At 42.3% G+C, this 19,928-nt stretch carries 24 protein-coding genes; all 24 read left to right on the forward strand.

Going from position 1 to position 19,928, the window contains the following annotated elements; translation table 11 throughout:
* Positions 1-12 precede the first annotated feature (12 nt).
* The 24 genes from CSV72_RS01100 (at position 13) to lhaT (ending at position 19,894) form a co-directional block, all read left to right on the forward strand.
* Complete coding sequence (locus CSV72_RS01100) at positions 13-216, forward strand: DUF2768 domain-containing protein (RefSeq protein ID WP_099634671.1); 204 nt, start codon at positions 13-15, stop codon at positions 214-216.
* 3 nt (positions 217-219) lie between these two features.
* Positions 220-930 (forward strand): LptM family lipoprotein, encoded by a 711-nt coding sequence (locus tag CSV72_RS01105; protein WP_099676748.1) that lies wholly within the window; start codon positions 220-222, stop codon positions 928-930.
* A 348-nt stretch (positions 931-1,278) separates the two neighbouring features.
* The gene (spoIVA, locus tag CSV72_RS01110; RefSeq protein WP_099634673.1) at positions 1,279-2,757 is read left to right on the forward strand and encodes a stage IV sporulation protein A; all 1,479 of its coding nucleotides are present in this window, start codon (positions 1,279-1,281) and stop codon (positions 2,755-2,757) included.
* A gap of 217 nt (positions 2,758-2,974) precedes the next feature.
* Positions 2,975-3,247 (forward strand): HU family DNA-binding protein, encoded by a 273-nt coding sequence (locus tag CSV72_RS01115; RefSeq protein ID WP_037561579.1) that lies wholly within the window; start codon positions 2,975-2,977, stop codon positions 3,245-3,247.
* A 178-nt stretch (positions 3,248-3,425) separates the two neighbouring features.
* Positions 3,426-3,995, forward strand: coding sequence for a GTP cyclohydrolase I FolE (gene folE / locus CSV72_RS01120; protein WP_099676749.1), 570 nt, complete (start codon positions 3,426-3,428; stop codon positions 3,993-3,995).
* Positions 3,996-4,060: 65 nt separating this feature from the next.
* Positions 4,061-4,282: a trp RNA-binding attenuation protein MtrB gene (mtrB, locus tag CSV72_RS01125; RefSeq protein ID WP_099634675.1), complete on the forward strand. Its 222-nt coding sequence runs from the start codon at positions 4,061-4,063 to the stop codon at positions 4,280-4,282.
* Positions 4,283-4,311: 29 nt separating this feature from the next.
* Positions 4,312-5,025, forward strand: a complete 714-nt coding sequence (locus tag CSV72_RS01130; RefSeq protein WP_233191039.1) for a heptaprenyl diphosphate synthase component 1 — start codon at positions 4,312-4,314, stop codon at positions 5,023-5,025.
* 36 nt (positions 5,026-5,061) lie between these two features.
* Positions 5,062-5,757, forward strand: coding sequence for a demethylmenaquinone methyltransferase (locus CSV72_RS01135; protein ID WP_099676751.1), 696 nt, complete (start codon positions 5,062-5,064; stop codon positions 5,755-5,757).
* A gap of 26 nt (positions 5,758-5,783) precedes the next feature.
* Positions 5,784-6,758 carry a polyprenyl synthetase family protein gene (locus CSV72_RS01140; protein WP_099634727.1) on the forward strand — a complete coding sequence of 325 codons (975 nt, stop codon included), beginning with the start codon at positions 5,784-5,786 and terminating at the stop codon, positions 6,756-6,758.
* 90 nt (positions 6,759-6,848) lie between these two features.
* The gene (gene ndk, locus CSV72_RS01145; RefSeq protein WP_085428805.1) at positions 6,849-7,295 is read left to right on the forward strand and encodes a nucleoside-diphosphate kinase; all 447 of its coding nucleotides are present in this window, start codon (positions 6,849-6,851) and stop codon (positions 7,293-7,295) included.
* A 115-nt stretch (positions 7,296-7,410) separates the two neighbouring features.
* Positions 7,411-8,184 (forward strand): CheR family methyltransferase, encoded by a 774-nt coding sequence (locus CSV72_RS01150; RefSeq protein ID WP_099676752.1) that lies wholly within the window; start codon positions 7,411-7,413, stop codon positions 8,182-8,184.
* Between the two features lie 23 nt (positions 8,185-8,207).
* Positions 8,208-9,389, forward strand: coding sequence for a chorismate synthase (gene aroC / locus CSV72_RS01155; protein ID WP_099676753.1), 1,182 nt, complete (start codon positions 8,208-8,210; stop codon positions 9,387-9,389).
* A gap of 1 nt (position 9,390) precedes the next feature.
* Entirely contained in the window at positions 9,391-10,497 is a 1,107-nt protein-coding gene (gene aroB, locus CSV72_RS01160) for a 3-dehydroquinate synthase (RefSeq protein ID WP_099676754.1), read from the forward strand.
* The gene (aroH, locus tag CSV72_RS01165) at positions 10,494-10,859 is read left to right on the forward strand and encodes a chorismate mutase (protein ID WP_099676755.1); all 366 of its coding nucleotides are present in this window, start codon (positions 10,494-10,496) and stop codon (positions 10,857-10,859) included. The genes aroB and aroH overlap by 4 nt, the downstream gene beginning before the upstream one ends.
* A gap of 28 nt (positions 10,860-10,887) precedes the next feature.
* A complete protein-coding gene (gene hisC, locus CSV72_RS01170; protein ID WP_099676756.1) occupies positions 10,888-11,979 on the forward strand; it encodes a histidinol-phosphate transaminase in 1,092 nt (363 codons plus the stop codon).
* 12 nt (positions 11,980-11,991) lie between these two features.
* Positions 11,992-13,104: a prephenate dehydrogenase gene (locus tag CSV72_RS01175; protein ID WP_099676757.1), complete on the forward strand. Its 1,113-nt coding sequence runs from the start codon at positions 11,992-11,994 to the stop codon at positions 13,102-13,104.
* Between the two features lie 15 nt (positions 13,105-13,119).
* Positions 13,120-14,415, forward strand: a complete 1,296-nt coding sequence (gene aroA, locus CSV72_RS01180; RefSeq protein ID WP_099676758.1) for a 3-phosphoshikimate 1-carboxyvinyltransferase — start codon at positions 13,120-13,122, stop codon at positions 14,413-14,415.
* Between the two features lie 27 nt (positions 14,416-14,442).
* Positions 14,443-15,705 carry a tetratricopeptide repeat protein gene (locus tag CSV72_RS01185; protein WP_099676759.1) on the forward strand — a complete coding sequence of 421 codons (1,263 nt, stop codon included), beginning with the start codon at positions 14,443-14,445 and terminating at the stop codon, positions 15,703-15,705.
* A gap of 1 nt (position 15,706) precedes the next feature.
* A complete protein-coding gene (locus CSV72_RS01190) occupies positions 15,707-16,267 on the forward strand; it encodes a ReoY family proteolytic degradation factor (RefSeq protein WP_099634686.1) in 561 nt (186 codons plus the stop codon).
* Between the two features lie 85 nt (positions 16,268-16,352).
* Complete coding sequence (locus CSV72_RS01195) at positions 16,353-16,802, forward strand: DUF2487 family protein (RefSeq protein ID WP_158232107.1); 450 nt, start codon at positions 16,353-16,355, stop codon at positions 16,800-16,802.
* Between the two features lie 368 nt (positions 16,803-17,170).
* Positions 17,171-17,674 carry a QcrA and Rieske domain-containing protein gene (locus tag CSV72_RS01200; protein ID WP_085133401.1) on the forward strand — a complete coding sequence of 168 codons (504 nt, stop codon included), beginning with the start codon at positions 17,171-17,173 and terminating at the stop codon, positions 17,672-17,674.
* A gap of 22 nt (positions 17,675-17,696) precedes the next feature.
* Positions 17,697-18,371 carry a menaquinol-cytochrome c reductase cytochrome b subunit gene (gene qcrB / locus CSV72_RS01205; RefSeq protein WP_081244540.1) on the forward strand — a complete coding sequence of 225 codons (675 nt, stop codon included), beginning with the start codon at positions 17,697-17,699 and terminating at the stop codon, positions 18,369-18,371.
* Between the two features lie 51 nt (positions 18,372-18,422).
* Positions 18,423-19,190 (forward strand): menaquinol-cytochrome c reductase cytochrome b/c subunit, encoded by a 768-nt coding sequence (locus CSV72_RS01210; RefSeq protein WP_099676761.1) that lies wholly within the window; start codon positions 18,423-18,425, stop codon positions 19,188-19,190.
* Between the two features lie 104 nt (positions 19,191-19,294).
* The gene (gene lhaT, locus CSV72_RS01215) at positions 19,295-19,894 is read left to right on the forward strand and encodes a lipoprotein heptaprenylglyceryl N-acetyltransferase LhaT (RefSeq protein WP_233191040.1); all 600 of its coding nucleotides are present in this window, start codon (positions 19,295-19,297) and stop codon (positions 19,892-19,894) included.
* Positions 19,895-19,928: the final 34 nt, after the last annotated feature.

Below are 19,928 nucleotides of genomic sequence, written 5' to 3' on the forward strand. Positions count from 1 at the left end.
AGGGTGACAATTTTGTCCTCGTTAGATAAAATGTGGCTATCATTTTATGCAATGGGATTCATGGTGATTTCAATGGGCTTAATTTATTTGAGCCGTTATAAAATAAAAAACCGTGTACTACAAATTCTATTTGCGATTATTGCCTATACACTATTAATATCATCGTTCTTCGCAATGGTCTATTTGGTATTCAACGGACCGACTGGAGGGGCGTAAATTATGAATAAACGATTACTTATACTTTCGGTCTTACTATGTGGAGTCTTGCTGTCTGCTTGCGGAGGTCGTCCGCCTGAAGAAAAACAAGCAAGTGAAACACCGTATCCTGAAATGCAAGAGACAATCCAAAAAGCCGTAGAGCGCTACCAAGAACAATCAGGCGGTCTGTTACCAATCAAAACACGCGATCAGAAAGTCGATCAATTCATCAAATATCCAATTGAGTTCTCGAAAATCGTTCCGGACTTCACTGAAAAAATACCCTCCAACGCATTCGAAAATGGTGGGATCTTCCAGTACGTTCTTATGGATGTAGAGGAAAATCCTACAGTTAAACTAGTCGACTTGCGTACGACTGAAAAACTGCGTGACTTAAATCTACGCAAATTTATCAATGGAGAACTTCCATTCCTAGATCCTGTTGGCGACAACGTGTATACAGTAGACTTCAAGAAAATGGGCTTTAAAGAACCACTAACCGTCCAAAGCCCATACTCTGACGCCCACCTGCCCATTGTAGTAGGCGGCGACGGAAACTTCTATGTAGACTACTCCATCGACCTCAACAAGATCTTGATGGAGCAAAAGCCTGAAATAGAACCGGGCACAGATATCCGTTACCTACTATACGAAGACTCCCTAGTCCTCCCGGCATACTCGTTGCCATACACAGTAGACGAAAACAACGAACCTGTGTTTATGAAGAAATAACGGTCTCTACTTTGTAGGTGACCTTATGTATCAAGCACTTGAACTTTACATATTTCAAAGAGTGATACAAACTGTCAACACAATATAACTAGGATTGCAGTGGAAGGCGGCGACTCCCGCGGGAATAGCATGAGCTTGAGACCCTGGACTGAACGAAGTGAGGGAAGCGGCTCGAGCCATGCCCGCAGGAAAGCGTCCGCCTGGAACGGAAATCCCGAACCACTATTCATGTTTAGTAACACTTCAGAAGAAAGTTTCGTACCATTACCCAAAAACGTTTCATGCAACTATGCATGAAACGTTTTTCTATTTCATAAGCTACAATGCGGAGAAAAAGGAGGGCTAATGATGAAAGAAGAACTATACGAAAACTTAGCTAGAAGAACAGACGGCGATATTTATATAGGCGTGGTAGGCCCTGTTCGAGTAGGGAAATCCACATTTGTCAAACGAGTCATGGAGGAAGTTGTAATCCCCAACATGACGGATGCCAACGATCGGATACGCGCACAAGACGAACTTCCCCAAAGTTCACCAGGTCCCGTAATCATGACTGCAGAACCTAAATTCGTACCTGCCCAAGGCACAAGCGTTTCAATCGGGGATGGCGAACTGGAATTCCAAATTCGCCTAGCAGACTGTGTAGGCTATGTTATAGACGGCGTTAAAGGATATGAGGACGAGGATGGACCGAAGTACGTCCATACACCATGGCATAACGAGCCAATCCCGTTCCAAGAAGCAGCACGCATCGGAACAGACAAAGTCATTCGTGATCACTCCACCATTGGAATTTTGTTGACGACGGACGGCACGGTGAACAATATCTCACGCGCAGCCGCTGAAGTCGCTGAGAAAGAAATTGTTTCGAAACTGCAAGAAATCGGTAAGCCGTTCGTCATTGTATTAAATTCTAAAATGCCTGCTCATGAAAAAGCATTGGAACTAAAACAGCAATTACATGAAAAATATGGTGTTCCCGTAATTGCTATCAGTGCGGATCAACTCAATGCAGCGGAGATCCAGCTCATTCTTAAAGAGGCGCTGTATGAATTCCCTATCACGGATATCGAATTGCAACGTCCGGACTGGATGGAGGAGTTAGGGGACAGCCACAAGCTGAATGCACGTATTGATCAGTTAATTACAGATGGCTTCCTTGGTGTCTCTAAGATTCGTAAAGTACAGGAGATTGCGGAGTTATTGCAAGAAGAAGAGTTTATTAGACAAGCGGAAGTAGTAGAAGTCGATGCAGGTAAAGGCCGTGCCATCGTGAAGATTGATATGGATGAGCAAGCTTTTGTCAATGTGTGCGAAGAGTTCATGGGAACAGAAATGCGCTCGAAAAAAGATTGGCTTGTTTTTATTCAAGAAGCCGTTAAGGCGAAAAAATCGTATGATATGTACGCAGAAGCAATCGATACTGCGAAAAAATCAGGTTATGGTGTAGCGTTGCCATCGATTGAAGATTTCCAGCCGACTGCTCCTGAATTAATTAAACAAGATACGTTTTATGGAGTGAAAATGAAAGCGAAAGCACCTTCACTTCATATTATTCGAATCGATATGGAAGCGGAATTTGCTCCCTTAATTGGTTCCGAATTCCACAGTCATCACTTGCTGAAGGAATTGAAAAATGCTTATTTACATGACCGTGAAGCATTATGGGAAACGCAATTATTTGGCACGCCACTTCATGAAGTCATGAAAGAAAGTATTCGATATAAGACCGCGGCGGTTCCGGATCGAGCAAGAAAACGCTTGCGTGAAACGATTGAACAGATGGTTAATGATGGAAATAAAGGCATGATAACCTTTATCGTTTAAGGTGTATAAAGCTGAAAATAACACAAGAAATATTATTTTAAATGAAGAAAGATCCGTCAAAAACGGGTCTTTTTTCTATGCTTTTCTATGAAAATCGCTTGAAATGCCGTGAATAAAGGAAAAGAGCGATAATATTGTTGCACCGTGGTTTTTCTTATGTTACTCTTTTTACAGTGTTAACAGCAATAGCATCCCCCTTTGAGAGGAGGTGAACGGTGTGAATAAAACAGAATTAATTAACTCTGTGGCAGAAGCGGCAGGTCTAACAAAAAAAGACGCAACTAAAGCTGTTGAAGCTGTATTCGATACAATTCAATCGACTCTTGCTAACGGTGATAAAGTTCAATTGATTGGTTTCGGAAACTTCGAAGTACGCGAACGTGCTGCACGTAAAGGACGTAACCCACAATCAGGTGAAGAAATCGAAATCGCTGCAAGTAAAGTTCCAGCTTTCAAAGCAGGTAAAGCACTTAAAGACGCAGTAAAATAATTTGAGATTTTACATAGGAGTCCGTCCAGCGAATCTGTTCATCAGATGGCCATGGATGGACTCCTTTCCGTTTTTTAAATGGTATACATAATGAAGTACAAGTAACTATACGGAATGAATGGAATGTGCTAGTATTTTGGGGAAATAGGTTTTGTTCCTACAAGGAGGACATGCTGTTATGAAAGAGCAAGATATAAATAAATTAGAGCAGGCGGTTACGATGATCCTAGAAGCAATCGGTGAAGATCCGACTCGTGAAGGATTACTTGAGACGCCAAAACGTGTGGCAAAAATGTACCAAGAGGTATTTGAAGGTTTAAACAAAGATCCAAGAGAGTATTTCGATACGGTATTCCATGAGAACCATGATGAAGTCGTATTGGTGAAAGATATTTCATTTTATTCTATGTGTGAGCATCACTTAGTGCCATTTTTTGGAGTCGCCCATGTAGCATACATTCCACGTAATGGAGTAGTTGCTGGTTTGAGCAAGTTGGCAAGAGCTGTTGAAACAGCAGCGCGTCGTCCCCAATTGCAAGAACGCATTACATCCAGTGTGGCAGATGCGATGATGGAAAAGTTGAATCCCCATGGTGTCTATATCATCATCGAAGCTGAACATATGTGTATGACGATGAGAGGCATTAAGAAGCCGGGAGCTAAAACGATCACGACCGTTGCTAGAGGAATCTATGAACATGATGACGTGAAACGTGCCGAAATTTTATCTCTTATTAGAACGAACTAAGGTCTTTGCCGAGCGCTTGCTGTATATGCTATCATTAGGATTATATATAGACTGGAGATGCGAAAATGACACAACCAGATTATCTAATTATCAAAGCGAAAAAAGATGGAGTGAATGTCATTGGTCTCACGAGAGGCAATGATACCAAGTTTCACCATACCGAAAAGCTAGATAGAGGAGAAGTCATGATCGCGCAGTTTACCGAGCATACCTCCGCTATAAAGATTCGGGGAGAAGCTGAAATTCATACAGCTCACGGCGTAATTGAAAGCGAAGAAAAAGAATGACCGTATCCTTACGGGAATGGAGCTTACTGATGGAAACAAAAGGATTCACTGACCAAGTCGACAATTATATACACCATTTGCGACGTGCTATTTATCAGCCAGTGGTCGAACGTGATGCAGGGCATGCTCCGATTGACAGGCGTAAAGCTTCGTTGCTCCTATTGCCTTTGCTTAACGGCGAGCAGTGGACAGATGAGATGCAAACCGCAGCGTTGGCGATTGGTGCCATCCATACGGCTTTTGATGTCCATGATCAAATCGATATCGTTGATGCTTCATCCAAAGAACAGCAATTGATGGTTCTTGCGGGTGATCACTTCAGTGGTATCCACTATAAGCTGTTAGCGTCGATCCCAAACTTCCATCTCATTCGTTCTTTGTCAGTAGCAATCGGCAGGGTCAATGAATGCAAGACGACATTGCTTCAAGCGCCGCCAACTACTCTTGACGAGCGGTTGCAGTTAATCGCTGAAGTGGAAAGTGCATGTATTGTGGAATTCTTCGAGACGTTCGGCTTTAGTCGCTACACACACATCGTAGAGACTATTTTTCCTCTCGTCTGGTTGCTTGACAGCAGACACCAGGATTTGAATCGAATGAAGTTTCCGCATCTAGTGCCGAGTACGAATGATACACAAGATTGGATCAAGCAATTACAGCTACAGCTAAACAACAGATTAGAGAACAGCTTTTATTTACATACTGAAGTTATAGCAGAGTTGCAGAAAATGACGAACCCATAAGAAAGTAAACTGAAGTGAAGAAAGAAGGGACGAACTGTGGCGGTCTCAAAAGAAGAAAAAGTTCATAACGTCTTTGAAAAAATTTCTACAGACTATGATAAAATGAATTCCGTGATCAGTTTCAATCAACATATTAAATGGCGGAACGATATAATGGAACGCATGAATGTACAGTTAGGAGCTAAAGCACTTGACGTTTGTTGTGGTACTGCAGATTGGACAGTCGCATTGGCTCAAGCTACAGGACCTACTGGTAAAGTTGTCGGTTTAGACTTCAGTGCCAACATGCTGGATTCCGGCAGAGACAAAGTAACGCCTTACCCGAATCTTACGTTGGTTCAAGGCAACGCCATGTCACTTCCTTTTGCGGACAATACATTTGATTATGTGACAATCGGTTTTGGTCTACGCAATGTTCCTGATTACTTGACTGTATTAAAAGAAATGCGACGCGTATTAAAGCCGGGTGGAATGGCAGTATGTTTGGAAACGTCTCAACCTAAAATACCTGTCTATCGTCAAGGGTTTCGCTTCTATTTCAAATATATCATGCCGTTATTCGGTAAGCTGTTTGCAAAAAGTTATAAAGAATACTCTTGGCTTCAAGAATCGGCGAATGATTTCCCAGGCATGAAAGAGCTAGCACAGCTTTTTGTCGATGCTGGATATCAAGACGTTTCGTATAAGTCTTACAGTGGCGGTGCGGCGGCAGGCCATATCGCTTACAAATAATGAATACACGGGAGAAGGTAATGGGGTTGGAAAAAATTAAGTTGATGTCGCTTTATACGGATTTCCGCAAAGATATGTCCTATATTGAAAAAGAGCTTGAGCGCTCCGTGCAATCCTCTTCTCCCATTGTTCGTCAAGCTTCCTTGCATTTATTGAAAGCTGGTGGAAAAAGGATTCGGCCAATTTTCGTTATAATGGCTGCACAATTCGGAACCTATTCGCTGGAAAATGCTGCGAAGATTGCAGTATCCCTTGAGTTGATTCACATGGCATCTCTCGTCCATGATGATGTAATTGATGATTCAGATATGCGGCGTGGTTTAGAAACCGTCAAAGCGAAGTGGAACAACCGAGTGGCTATGTATGCAGGGGACTTCATCTTTTCAAGGGCGCTAACATCTATCGGTAATATCGAAAAAGCACCTGTACATCAGATTCTTGCTGAAACGATGCTTGAGATATGCAAAGGGGAAATTATTCAAATTGATTTCCAACAACAAACTGATCAAGATCTGCGCGACTATTTAAAACGTATTAAGCGGAAAACCGCTTTATTACTATCCTCCAGTTGTGAACTCGGCGCGCTCAGTGCAGATGCGGACGCTCAGACTGTACGGAAACTAAAGAGATACGGATACTTCACTGGAATGGCATTTCAAATCATCGATGATATTTTAGATATCACTTCAACAGATGCAGAACTTGGTAAACCGGCAGGAAGCGACTTATTAAATGGTCATATTACACTGCCTGTTCTATACATAAAAGATGATGAACAGTTCAAGCCTTATATGGAACGTGCATTTACCGGAGAGATGGAAGAATCGGATAGACAAGCGATGCTTCGTTATATTCGACAAAGTGGTGCCATTGAAAAAGCACAGCATGTAAGTGATTTGTACTTGATCAAAGCACTGAAGGAATTGGAAAGTCTGCCGAATGGCAAGTCAAAGAAAGCTTTGACTCAAATTGCTGATTTTATCGGCCAACGAAAATATTGACGATGTTTGTTAATAGTTGAAAGAAAAAGGCGTCAATGTTACGATTTAAAAGGGATTATCCCTATAGAAGATTGAAGGAGTGTTTTAGAGATGGAAAGAACATTTTTAATGGTAAAGCCTGACGGCGTACAACGTAACTTAATTGGTGAAATCGTTGGTCGTTTTGAAAGTAAAGGATTCCAACTAGTTGGCGGGAAATTAATGAATATTTCTCAAGAACTTGCTGAACAGCATTACGGAGAGCACAAAGAACGTCCATTCTTCGGAGAACTTGTAGAATTCATCACTTCTGGACCAGTTTTCGCAATGGTATGGGAAGGCGAGAACGTAATCTCTACATCACGCTTAATGACGGGTGCTACAAATCCAAAAGAATCAGCTCCTGGAACTATTCGTGGAGATTTCGCTGTAACAGTAGGCAAGAATATTATTCATGGTTCAGACTCAACTGAGTCAGCAAGCCGCGAGATTAACTTGTTCTTTAAAGAAGAAGAGCTTGTGACTTATGACAAAACAGTGAACAACTGGATTAATTAATCGCCAAGAACAGCCGAGCGAATTTCGCATGGCTGTTTTTCTTATACATACGACATACTTTTTCCGCTATAATAAGAACGTACATAAGAAAGAAAAGGCAACAGGGGGTTGTTAAATGTCTGATTATTCGATGTTAATTCAAGGGGTCAAGAAGAAAACCGGGATTGATTTGTCTTTGTATAAAGAAGCCCAGATGAAGAGAAGACTCACTTCACTATATGAAAAGAAAGGCTTTCGTAATTTTAAAGATTACTCTCTAGCTATTCAAACGGACAAAGACTTATTGGAAGAATTCTTGGACCGCATGACGATTAATGTGTCAGAATTTTACCGCAACGCCATACGTTGGAACGTCTTGGAGAAAAAAATCTTTCCCCAATTATTGGAGAAGAATAAGCGATTGAAAATTTGGAGTGCAGCTTGTTCTACCGGCGAAGAGCCGTATTCGCTTGCAATGGTTCTATCAACTTATCTTCCATTACGTGATATCTCTATTTTTGCAACGGATTTAGATATGGGTGTATTGAATCGGGCCAAAGTAGGCCTTTATAATGATCGTGCATTAAAAGAAGTGCCAAAGCCAATCATTGATAAATTCTTCATAAAAGAAGGTGCTTCCTATCAAGTAGTAGAAGATATTAAGAAGACGGTCACGTTCAAACAGCAAAACTTGCTGGAAGATCGCTATGATACGAATTACGACTTGATTGTCTGCCGTAATGTGATGATTTACTTCACTGAAGAAGCGAAAGATCAAATTTATGCTAACTTCTCCAAAGCACTTAAACCAGGTGGTATTCTGTTCGTTGGAAGCACAGAACAAATATTCAATCCTGAAAAATACAATTTTGAATCAGTAGATACATTCTTTTATAGAAAAAAACACTAAACCACGTTACGGAGGAATGGAATATGCGCTTTATTACAGCTGGAGAATCTCATGGTCCACAGCTTACTGCCATCATTGAAGGATTACCTGCACAGATGGAGCTAACGGCTGAGATGATCAATAAAGAATTAAAGAGAAGACAAGGCGGTCACGGTAGAGGCCGTAGAATGCAAATAGAGAAGGACCGTGTAGAAATCTCATCAGGTGTGCGTCATGGCAAAACGATAGGGTCACCAGTTACGCTAACAGTTGTTAACGATGATTGGAAACATTGGACAGGCATCATGGGCGTAGAACCACTTCCTGAAGACGTAAATCCGGAAGATGTGAAGCGTCAGATCACTCGTCCACGTCCTGGACACGCAGATCTAGTCGGCGGTATGAAATATGGCCATCGTGACTTGCGAAATGTTTTGGAGCGTTCATCTGCACGTGAGACGACGATGCGTGTAGCAATCGGAGCAGTAGCGAAACAATTCTTGCGTCAGCTTGGGATCGAAACTGTAGCCCATGTTACGGAAATTGGCGGCATTGAAACAGATCCTGCCGCTTATGCAGATCTATCCATAGAAGAACTGCGTGCGATTGTTGAAGAAGATGCAGTATATTGTGCGGATCCAGACGCGTCTGTCAAAATGACAACAGCTATAGATGATATTAAAAAGCGTGGCGACACACTTGGTGGCGTAGTAGAAGTCATCATTGAAGGATGTCCTCCGGGAATTGGTAGTTACGTGCAGTTCGACCGCAAAATGGATGGCAAACTTGCAGGTGCTATGATGAGCATCAACGCTTTTAAAGGCGTTGAAGTAGGCTTAGGATTTGATATGGCCAAAATGCCAGGCAGTGAAGTACATGATGAAATCAGCTGGAATGAAGAGCTGGGTTATTACCGCAAATCCAATCGTTTAGGTGGACTTGAAGGCGGAATGACGACGGGTATGCCGATCGTAGTTCGAGGTGTAATGAAACCCATTCCGACGCTTTATAAACCACTAGAAAGCGTAGATATTGATACAAAGGAATCCTTCGTTGCGACGATTGAGCGTTCCGACCCTTGTGCAGTACCTGCTGCATCTGTTGTAGCTGAACATGTCATCGCTACAGAGATGGCTAAAGCAATCATGGAAGAATTCCGTTCGGATACAATGGATGGTTTACAGAAGGACATTGAACAATATAGACAATATGTAAAGGAGTTTTAAGATGGATAAGTTAACTGTTTCCGTCCGTGATCACCAATACGATGTCTATGTAGGTTCGAACACCTATGAATTATTTTCAACTGAATATGCAGAATTGCTAAGTACGACAGATAAAATTGGAATTATTGCCGATGCACAAGTGGCAGAGCTACACCTTCCTTTACTGCAAGAAGCACTAGTACGTTCTGGTCGCGAGGTATCGGTGAAAATCGTACCTGGCGGCGAGAAGTGTAAAATGCCAGAAGTATACGTAGATTGTCAGTCTTTCTTACTGACTGAAGGTTTTACACGAAATTCACTCCTGATTGCATTTGGCGGAGGAGCCTGTGGGGATTTAACAGGTTTTGTGGCAGCTACGTTTATGCGTGGTATTCGCTTTATCCAATGTCCGACAACTGTGCTTGCGCATGACAGTGCAGTTGGTGGCAAAACAGCCATTAATATGCCGGAAGGGAAAAACATGGTGGGGTCATTCCATCAGCCGTCAGCCGTGTTGTTTGATACCGATGTATTCAAAACATTGCCTGCTTCAGAAATGCGTTCAGGCTTGGCGGAATTGATCAAGCATGCCTTTATTTCGGATCCGCTTTGGACAGAGGAATTACTGGGAAAAGAACAGTTTTCTACACCTTCTATAGAGTGGCTTGAAAAAGAATTACTGCAAGGCATCAAGGTGAAAGCAGATATCGTGGGAGAAGACGAGTTTGAGAATTCCACGCGCAAGTTTCTGAATTTCGGCCATACATTTGGACATGCAGTGGAAGCGGCTTCTGGATTCGGTAGCCTCAGTCATGGTGAATGTGTCATGATTGGTATGGGTTATGCCTTCTTGCTAAGTGAAAAACACGGTAATATACCAGAAGGATTCACGAATCGCTATCTTCATTTTGCTAATAAAAATGGCTATACATTTAAGCCAGTATTCTCTTATAGTTTCGAAGAGTTATTATCCTATATGCAAAAGGATAAAAAAGCTTCATTCGGTAAGATGAATTTTGTTTTATTACAAAAAATCGGTACACCTTTTGTGAAAGAGATTAGTTCAGAAGAGTGTCAGGCAGCATTTGAGGAATTTAAAGCAAAATTGGAAAGCGAGGGAATCGTATGAGCGTAAGGGGAATTAGAGGTGCGACAACAGTTGAACATGATGAAGCTAATGAAGTGTTACAGGCGACAGAATCTCTTGTACTTGAAATGGCAGAGGCGAATCAATTCAAACCGGAAGATGTCGGTTCTGTAATAGTTTCAACTACAGTAGATGTCAAAGCGGCATTTCCTGCAAAAGCGATCCGCTCGATTGAAGGTTGGACGTATGTACCGGTCATGTGTACACATGAAATCGATGTGCCAGGCTCTATGCGTAAGTGTATACGCGTCATGATGAACGTCAATACTTCCAAGAAACAAGAGGAAATACAACATATCTATCAAAATAACGCAGTTCAATTACGACCTGATTTACAAAAATAACAAAACAGAAGTAAAGGGGAGCGATCCTATGAAGTGGAAACCAATTTTACACACGATGAAGCCTTATACACCCGGTCGTTCATTAGAAGATGTAAAACGTACATATGGTCTGCAAGAAGTACATAAGCTCGCTTCAAATGAAAATCCTTACGGGTCATCACCTGAAGTCGCAGAATATTTACGTTCAAAGGCAGCCCAATTTGAAATTTATCCAGATGCTTACACTGCAGGATTACGCGGAAAGCTTGCAGAGTTCCATCAAATCGATCCGAATGAAATTATATTCGGTAATGGTTCAGATGAAATTGTCACAATCATTTCCCGCGCAATACTACAACCCGGTACTAATACGGTGATGGCTTCCACGACTTTCCCTCAGTACGCACATAACGCAAAAGTAGAAGGTGCCGAAATTCGTGAAGTGGCTATGCTTGAAAATGGCGACCACGATTTAGAAGGATTTTTAAAAGTTGCTGATGAAGAAACAGCTGTCATCTGGGTATGTAATCCAAATAACCCGACAGGTAATCTATTATCGAGTGAATCCATAAAAAGCTTCTTAGATCGGGTACCTGAAACCGCACTTGTTGTTCTCGATGAAGCATATTTTGAATTTGTTACGGAACCAGCACAACAAGATGCGGTGCAGTGGATCCATGACTATACGAACTTGATTATACTTCGCACGTTCTCTAAAGCATACGGCCTAGCAAGTTTCCGAATAGGCTATGGTGTAACTAACGCGAGCGTTGTATCTGAGCTCAATAAAGTACGGAATCCATTCAACAACAGCTCACTCGCATTAGCTGTAGCAGAAGTTGCCCTTCGAGATCAGCAGTTTCTAAAAGAGTGTGTGACTAAAAATGATGAAGAACGAAGACGCTACGCAGACTATGCGAAACAGCATGCATTGGCAATCTATCCGTCTGCTACTAATTTTGTATTACTTGCTGTACCTGGGGATGCAGATGCGGCATGCGAAGTGTTATTGCAAAACGGTTATATTGTCCGCAGCGGAAATCTGCTGGGCACACCAGGATTTGTTCGCGTGACGATAGGAACGCATGAACAAAATACAGGCTTCTTTAAAGCGTTCGATCAACTATTAACTAACCAATAAGGATAGATGACAATGAAAACGACTGTAAGTATAATTGGACTCGGATTGATCGGTGGATCACTTGGTCTAGCATTAAAACGAAATCCAGAAATTCATATTGTAGGTTTTGACCGCTCGTATGCAACTGCTGACGAAGCATTTCGCAGAGGCATCATAGATACCGTCGCACCTTCTGCAAAATCAGCCTGTGAACAGGCTGACTTTGTTGTTTTTGCGACGCCTGTTAATACGACGGTTGCTCTTTTTGAAGAAGCAATAGACTGGGACTTTAAAGAACATGTAATTGTCTCTGATACAGGGAGTACGAAAAAACCAATTATGGATGCTGCGAAGATCCTACAAGAAAAAGGGATCACCTTCATAGGTGGTCATCCAATGGCAGGTTCCCATAAAAGTGGTGTATCTGCTGCGATGGAACATCTTTTTGAAAACGCGTATTATATTCTGACGCCGAATGAATCAACGACTGAAGACCAAATCGACGTTATTGAAAAATTGCTATTACCAACAAAAGCTAAATTGATTGTTCTACAAGCGGAAGAGCACGACCGTATGACAGCGATCATTAGCCATTTCCCGCACATTGTAGCCTCTTCTTTAGTTGGCCGCTTGGCTGCACAGGAAGAACAACAACCGTTTGTGAAAAAATTGGCTGCAGGTGGTTTCCGGGATTTAACGCGCATTGCTTCGGCAGATCCTGTCATGTGGCGAGATATCACGATCCAAAACCGTGAAGAATTATTATCGCAAGTAGATGGCTGGCTCGAAGAAATGAATAGCATTCGTGCCATGCTGAAAGACAATAATCCGGAACGTATTTTTGATTTCTTTGCGCAGGCAAAAAATTACCGCGATCAACTTCCTTCTACAAATGAAGGGGCGGTTCAAGGGGCACTCTACATGACGTTTGATTTACACATCGACGTACCGGATCATCCGGGTGTGATTTCCGAAATTACAAAAATCCTGGCAACTGCCAATATTAGTTTGACCAATATACGAATCGTAGAAACACGTACAGATGTGTACGGTATTTTAGTTATCAGCTTCCAGTCAGCTACTGAACGTAAGAGAGCTCGTCAAGTATTGACAGCAGAAACTGACTATTCTATGCACGTACTTTAAGAGGGGGAGAGCGTAATGTCAGAACAACAAACGGTTTCATTTGATAAGCCGGTTCTTCGCGGCGCTTTACAAGTACCTGGAGATAAATCAATTTCCCACCGCGCGGTTATGTTGGGATCAATTGCAAAAGGTAAAACAACAATCAGTGGATTTTTGGATGGTGAAGATTGTCTGAGTACGATTGAAATGTTCAAGCAACTTGGTGTAAAGATTACCCGCAACGGCACGAATGTGACTGTTGAGAGTCCTGGCATTGCGAATTGGCAGACTCCCGCTGAAGCACTTGATGCGGGTAACTCAGGAACGACCGCCCGTTTGATGTTAGGCATTTTATCCGGTTCTTCCGTAACATCTGAAATGTGTGGAGATCAGTATTTATCCAAGCGTCCAATGAAGCGCGTGACGGAACCTTTAGAAGAAATGGGTGCTGATATCACGAGCAAAGGAACGGTTGATTATTTACCACTTACCATCACTGGGAAAGCGTTACAAGCAATTGACTATTTGATGCCGGTTGCTAGTGCACAAGTAAAGTCCGCTGTATTACTTGCCGGTCTTCAAGCACAGGGCACTACGTCTGTTACAGAAATTGCTGTATCACGTGATCACACCGAGCGCATGCTAGTACAATTTGGCGCGAAGCTGGATCAACAAGATCAAGTAATCCGAATCGAAGGCGGACAGCAACTGACAGGAACAGATGTCGTCGTACCAGGGGACATTTCCTCTGCAGCGTTTTTCATGGTAGCGACGGCATTAGTGAAAGATAGTGATGTGTCGTTCTTGAAAGTTGGATTGAACCCTACACGAACAGGTATACTGGATGTACTAGAAGCGATGGGTGTAGAAATTGAATTATCAGATGAACAAGGGTTTTCGGGTGAGCGTTATGGCACTGTAAGAGTAAAGCATTCGAGTCTGCGAGGAACTGAAATTGGTGGTGATTTGATTCCGAGATTAATCGATGAACTTCCTGTGCTTGCTTTATTGGCAACAAAAGCAGATGGAAAGACCATTATTAAGGATGCAGAAGAACTTCGTGTCAAAGAAACGGATCGTATTGAAGCTGTCGCTACGGAATTACGGAAACTCGGAGCAGATATCGAGACTACACCAGATGGCATGATTATTAATGGGCCGACACCGCTAACGGGAGCTACACTTCAATCATACGGTGACCATCGTTTAGGCATGATGGCAGCGGTAGCGGGATTGATCACGTCAAGTCCTGTTCATATCGATAATCCATCTTGTATCGCGATTTCTTATCCACACTTTTTCGAAGATCTATCGGAGCTAGTCAATCAATAAAGTAGAATAGAAAGCTCAGGTGAAAAAATGAATGTATTGCAGGAATTGGAGCAAATAGTACTCGATGGGGATTTAGATGCTCTACAAGATAAAATACAGAAACTGCAAGCTGCTAACGAGTATGACGCATTATACAATGTTGCAAATCTTTTGATCGAATATGGATTCATCGGACAAGCAGACGATATATTTTCTCAGTTATTGGTAGTATTCCCGGATGAAGCTCAGTTGAAAATAGATCGCGCCGCGGCTTTACTGGAACTGGGTGAAGAGGACGAAGCCTTATTATTGCTGACGGACATTTCGCCAGATGAAGATGAGTATGTACAAGCATTGCTTGCACAAGCGGATTATTATCAAATGCTCGGACTTGCAGAAACGGCATTATCTAAAGTGCGTGAAGCCGCAACGTTGGCTCCGCACGAACCGGTAATCCAACTAGCGGAAGCAGAACTTCTGTTGGAATCAGGAAGATACAGTGAGGCTGTGAGGATATATGAAAAGCTTCACGAGGCAACTGAAGAAATCGCTGGGGTACGTCTGTCCTCGCGTCTCGCAGAAGCCTACAGTGCAGGTGCGGCGTACGAGGAAGCCATTCCTTTTTATGAGGCATTACTTGACAAGGAAGCGAATCCTGAAGAATTGTTCGGATTAGGATTGGCATACTATCAAACTGCACGCTACTCGGAGGCAGTCACACGTCTTGAGCAGTTGTTAGAAATGGATCCAGATTACTTCTCTGCTTATATGCTTGCGGGTCAAAGCTATGCACAACAAAATGAAGACGCCAAAGCGTTAGAGCTTTTCACAAAAGGTATTGAACGTGATGAGTTCGATAAAGAATTGCAGCTGGCGGCAGGAAAATCTGCTCTGAAACTGCAAATCCCACAACAAGCAGAAGAACATTTGAAAGAAGCGCTCGTTTTAGATCCGGAGTATATAGATGCACTCGTAACGCTGGCTTCGGTTTATGAAAATCAGGAAAAAGACGAAGCGTTAATTGATTTACTGACGTTCTCCGAAGTAGATCAATTAGAAATCCCTTTACTTCATGCTTTTCTTGCATATGCTTATGAACGCACAGAAGATTACGAAAAAGCGTATGAAATGTATTTCAAAGCATATGATGGGATGAACGAAGATGCTGCTTTCTTAGATCAATATGCACGGTTCTTGCTGGAGGAAGGTAAGCGCGATGAAGCGTTATCGATAATTCAGCAGTTAGTTAGAATCGCTCCGCATGAAGAGGAATGGACGGCATACATCGCGCAATCTGAAGAGGAGGGGTAAGATGAAGGCCATGGTTCCTGTAGCTGCCAAAAAAGAATTTTTAAGGTGGTTTTTAAAGCGCTATCGATTAAAGCGGCGGGAATGTGTATGGATTTTAAATTATCTTCTCAGCAACGAACATTTATTAACGAATGTTCATTTTACAAATGAGGCTCATCACTGTCCACGCGCCATGATCATTTCTACGACAGAAGTGGACAGTATCCCTTTTCGCTTCTACAAGGGTACTTTGATGACAGCTGATGCGGAAAAGTCCTTTCACGACCTCAGACTGCATCCTGACGAGGATATGTTCATCCAACTGAATTTCAAACACAGTAATAAATGTCCCGAGTATGCGAGTGTGGCGGAAGAGAATCCTTATTTGCCGGAAGATCTGCTGAAGAAAAAGAAAGACCAACAAATAGCGGAAAAGCTGTTGGAAGAAAGTTTCACATTAACGACAAATGACATGTTGCTGAAGAGAATCGACGAAGCGCTGGACAACGGTGACCGTGAGCTGTTCATAAGCTTAACAGCTATGTTGAATGAGATGAAAAAAGATAAAGACATAAGCCAATGATTTCGCCCTCCGCGGTGGAATCATTGGTTTGCGTTGAGGGAAAATATAGGCTAAACTTTACTGAGTGATGCAAGGAGGAATGACAATGAATTGGGTTCCGAAAGATGTGGATACGTATATCAATCAGAAAGAATATATTGATACTGTCGTTGTGCCTTTAATAGCTATAGACACACGACCTGAAACGATGAAAAACAGTGCTTCCTCTTCTGAATTCTTGATGAATCTGTCAATGTTCATAGAGAAGCAGTTCAAGGGGCGTATGATGTTCATGCCGCCCGTTTCGTACACGCAGTCAACAGATTTGCAGCAAATGGCGGACACACTGTCGGAGGATTTGAAAAAATCTTCCTTTACACATGTCTTCTATCTTACGACGGATCCTAAGTGGACGAGCGTGACGGTGGAAGGTAAAGTTGTCTGGCTACCGTCTATCCCTTTGGAGACTATGGACAACCATCTACGCCAGACCATCATGGAAGACCAGCTAAGGCAAGTCCTGACACATTTTATGGAGAGTTGGAACGTGCAGTAGGGTCAAGTTATGATTATTGAAGGCTGACTTAGTGTTAGGTAGGTAATTTGTGCTACGGTGTTGTGCTCTTGACGTAAGAGCGCTACTTCATTTCGTCTTAGAACTTGAAGTAAATCAAATTTCATGTCATTATCAGTACAGACGCACTCTAAACACCGTCCTCAAAAGGGTACAAGCACTAGTTGCAACTTATTTAAAGGGAGATCGTCGTTTGTCACCAAATCTTAATATTTGTCCACAAACTTAAGTACCTACTAAAAGCATTATTGAATTTAGTTACATATTGATATATCATAGATATGTCCTAGTATTACAATTAGCAAAAGAATGTCCGTGGGACTGACTTTGGAGTAAGAGGAGGGAAATTACTGATGAGCAATAAAGTGTCAAGACGCACGTTCCTGAGTTATACACTAATGGGAACTGGTGGGTTCATGGCATCTGCAATGCTGATGCCGATGATTCGTTTCGCAATTGATCCCGTTCTGGCTAGTGCCGGCGGTTCCGACATGATTCCAACACCGCAAAAAGAAGCCGATCTTTCGGAAGTACCGGTTCGTGTAGACTATACAATCAAAGATCGACAAGATGCATGGTATACTTCTGACGAATCTAACACGGCTTGGGTCTACAAAGAAGGCGACAAAGTCATAGCACTTTCTCCGGTCTGTAAACACTTAGGGTGTACAGTTAACTGGGAAGGCGACGAGCATAAAAACGAGTTTTTCTGCCCTTGTCACGCTGGACGTTACAAGAAAAATGGTGATAATATTCCAGGAACACCGCCGCTTGGACCGCTTGATGAGTTTGAAGTAGATGTCATCGACGGATTTGTCTATCTAGGTGGAGTAATACCGAACACATTAGTCTAAAGGGTAAGGGGGTACGACCGCAGTGTTAAATAAAATTTATGATTGGGTGGATGAACGGTTAGATATCACACCAATTTGGCGAGATATCGCTGACCACGAAGTACCTGAGCACGTAAACCCTGCACATCATTTTTCTGCATTCATCTATTGTTTCGGAGGTTTGACGTTTTTCGTAACGGTTATCCAAATCTTGTCTGGTATGTTCCTGACAATGTATTACACACCGGATATTGAAAACGCATGGAAATCAGTTTTCTACCTTCAAAACGATGTTGCATTCGGTGAACTTGTGCGAGGGATGCACCACTGGGGAGCTTCGTTAGTTATCGTAATGATGTTCCTACATACTTTGCGTGTATTCTTTACAGGGTCTTATAAGAAGCCTCGTGAATTGAACTGGATCGTCGGAGTATTGATCTTCGTCGTAATGCTAGGTCTTGGATTCACAGGATATCTATTACCTTGGGATATGAAAGCTCTATTTGCAACAAAAGTTGGGATTGAGATTGCCGCGTCAGTACCTTTCATCGGAGAACAGATTAAAATCCTTCTCGCGGGTGATTCCACGATTCTAGGTGCACAGACGTTAACAAGATTCTTCGCGATTCATGTATTTTTCCTACCAGCTGCTTTGCTTGGGTTGCTTGCAGCACACTTTATCATGATCAGAAGACAAGGTATTTCCGGACCACTATAAGAACCAGTTTTATGGTTAGGGTCATCTGAAATTTAAGAAGGAGGGAATAACATGCACCGCGGAAAAGGGATGAAATTTGTTGGGGATTCGCGCATCAAGGCTTCAGGCAAGATGGCGAATACACCAAAAGACTACTCAGAATATCCGGGTAAAACCGAAGCATTCTGGCCAAACTTTCTATTGAAAGAGTGGATGGTTGGAGCGGTTTTCTTAATCGGCTATCTAATCGTTACTCTTGCACACCCGTCACCGCTTGAGCGTCAAGCGGACCCGACGGATACAATGTATATACCGGTACCAGACTGGTATTTCTTATTCATGTATCAGCTATTGAAATATGAATTCGCTTCCGGTCCTTATAACGTGATCGGTGCGATCGTAATTCCTGGATTGGCAGTTATGGCATTAATGCTAGTTCCATTCATGGATACAACGAAAGAGAGACGTCCATTTAAGCGTCCATTGCCAACAGGCTTCATGATTCTTTCATTCTTAGCTATCTTCTACTTGACTTGGGAATCAGTCGAAAACCACGACTGGGAAGCAGCAAAAGTTCAAGGTGCAATTGTGGATGAAGTAGAATATGATGAAACGGCTGAAGGGTATGAGATCTATCAGGGCTCTTCCTGTATTGGCTGTCACGGTGACTCCTTCCAAGGTGGATTGGGCTTGCCGTTAACTAACACAGGTATGACAGCTGAAGAAATTATCGAAATCGCTCATGATGGCCGAGGTTCAATGCCTGCTGGTACATGGGAAGGTTCAGATGAAGATCTTCAAGTACTTGCTGAATTTATATCTGAGCTAGAAACGAAGTAAGAAAAAAGAGTCAGGAAACTGACTCTTTTTTTCTATATATTTATCCGTAAATAAACTATACATAGAAGTAATACATTCCGATGGAAGTGGTGATGTTTTTGCGAATGTTATGGGCACAAATCTGGATGATCCTTTCACATAAATCATTCTTATGGATCCTTCTTTTTATTAATATAATAGGCTCGGTCTACGGCTATGATTGGTATATGTGGCAATTAGAAATCACTGAGCCGAAATTCTGGATTTTCGTACCGGATAGTCCTACAGCTACTTTGTTTTTTTGTATCGCAATAATAGGCTGGTTACTCAATCGAAACTTTAAATTGATGGAGGCTCTTGCACTCATCACGTTAGTAAAGTATGGCTTATGGGCTGTCGCTATGAATTTGTTGACACTCGTTGTAACGGGTTCAATCGGCTGGGTAGGCTGGATGTTGATTGCCTCTCACTTCGCGATGGCATTGCAAGGAATCTTGTACCTGCCAAAGTATAAGTTTACAGCTTGGCATATTGCGATTGCCGCAATTTGGACACTTCATAACGATGTCATCGATTATGTTTTCGGACAAATGCCGATTTATCATGACCTGACGCAATTCAGTCCTCAGATTGGTTATTTCACATTTTGGTTATCCATTGCTTGTATTGCTATTGCTATGTGGAATTACAAGTCAAGACTGGATTTACAGACATTGAAAGCGTAGTTAATAGTTGCAGTAAGTAAGTAAACATTATAAA

The sequence above is a fragment of the Sporosarcina sp. P20a genome (assembly GCF_002743175.1).
Classification (GTDB): domain Bacteria; phylum Bacillota; class Bacilli; order Bacillales_A; family Planococcaceae; genus Sporosarcina.

What these genes read in the sequence shown, in the direction of transcription:
- CSV72_RS01105 (WP_099676748.1), top strand. Translation starts at nt 220, where the DNA reads ATGAATAAACGATTACTTATACTTTCGGTCTTACTATGTGGAGTCTTG.
- aroH (WP_099676755.1), top strand. Translation starts at nt 10,494, where the DNA reads ATGAGCGTAAGGGGAATTAGAGGTGCGACAACAGTTGAACATGATGAA.
- aroC (WP_099676753.1), top strand. Translation starts at nt 8,208, where the DNA reads ATGCGCTTTATTACAGCTGGAGAATCTCATGGTCCACAGCTTACTGCC.
- folE (WP_099676749.1), top strand. Translation starts at nt 3,426, where the DNA reads ATGAAAGAGCAAGATATAAATAAATTAGAGCAGGCGGTTACGATGATC.
- CSV72_RS01130 (WP_233191039.1), top strand. Translation starts at nt 4,312, where the DNA reads ATGGAAACAAAAGGATTCACTGACCAAGTCGACAATTATATACACCAT.
- ndk (WP_085428805.1), top strand. Translation starts at nt 6,849, where the DNA reads ATGGAAAGAACATTTTTAATGGTAAAGCCTGACGGCGTACAACGTAAC.
- CSV72_RS01175 (WP_099676757.1), top strand. Translation starts at nt 11,992, where the DNA reads ATGAAAACGACTGTAAGTATAATTGGACTCGGATTGATCGGTGGATCA.
- CSV72_RS01195 (WP_158232107.1), top strand. Translation starts at nt 16,353, where the DNA reads ATGAATTGGGTTCCGAAAGATGTGGATACGTATATCAATCAGAAAGAA.
- aroB (WP_099676754.1), top strand. Translation starts at nt 9,391, where the DNA reads ATGGATAAGTTAACTGTTTCCGTCCGTGATCACCAATACGATGTCTAT.
- CSV72_RS01185 (WP_099676759.1), top strand. Translation starts at nt 14,443, where the DNA reads ATGAATGTATTGCAGGAATTGGAGCAAATAGTACTCGATGGGGATTTA.
- hisC (WP_099676756.1), top strand. Translation starts at nt 10,888, where the DNA reads ATGAAGTGGAAACCAATTTTACACACGATGAAGCCTTATACACCCGGT.
- mtrB (WP_099634675.1), top strand. Translation starts at nt 4,061, where the DNA reads ATGACACAACCAGATTATCTAATTATCAAAGCGAAAAAAGATGGAGTG.
- spoIVA (WP_099634673.1), top strand. Translation starts at nt 1,279, where the DNA reads ATGAAAGAAGAACTATACGAAAACTTAGCTAGAAGAACAGACGGCGAT.
- lhaT (WP_233191040.1), top strand. Translation starts at nt 19,295, where the DNA reads ATGTTATGGGCACAAATCTGGATGATCCTTTCACATAAATCATTCTTA.
- aroA (WP_099676758.1), top strand. Translation starts at nt 13,120, where the DNA reads ATGTCAGAACAACAAACGGTTTCATTTGATAAGCCGGTTCTTCGCGGC.
- CSV72_RS01190 (WP_099634686.1), top strand. Translation starts at nt 15,707, where the DNA reads ATGAAGGCCATGGTTCCTGTAGCTGCCAAAAAAGAATTTTTAAGGTGG.
- CSV72_RS01150 (WP_099676752.1), top strand. Translation starts at nt 7,411, where the DNA reads ATGTCTGATTATTCGATGTTAATTCAAGGGGTCAAGAAGAAAACCGGG.
- CSV72_RS01210 (WP_099676761.1), top strand. Translation starts at nt 18,423, where the DNA reads ATGCACCGCGGAAAAGGGATGAAATTTGTTGGGGATTCGCGCATCAAG.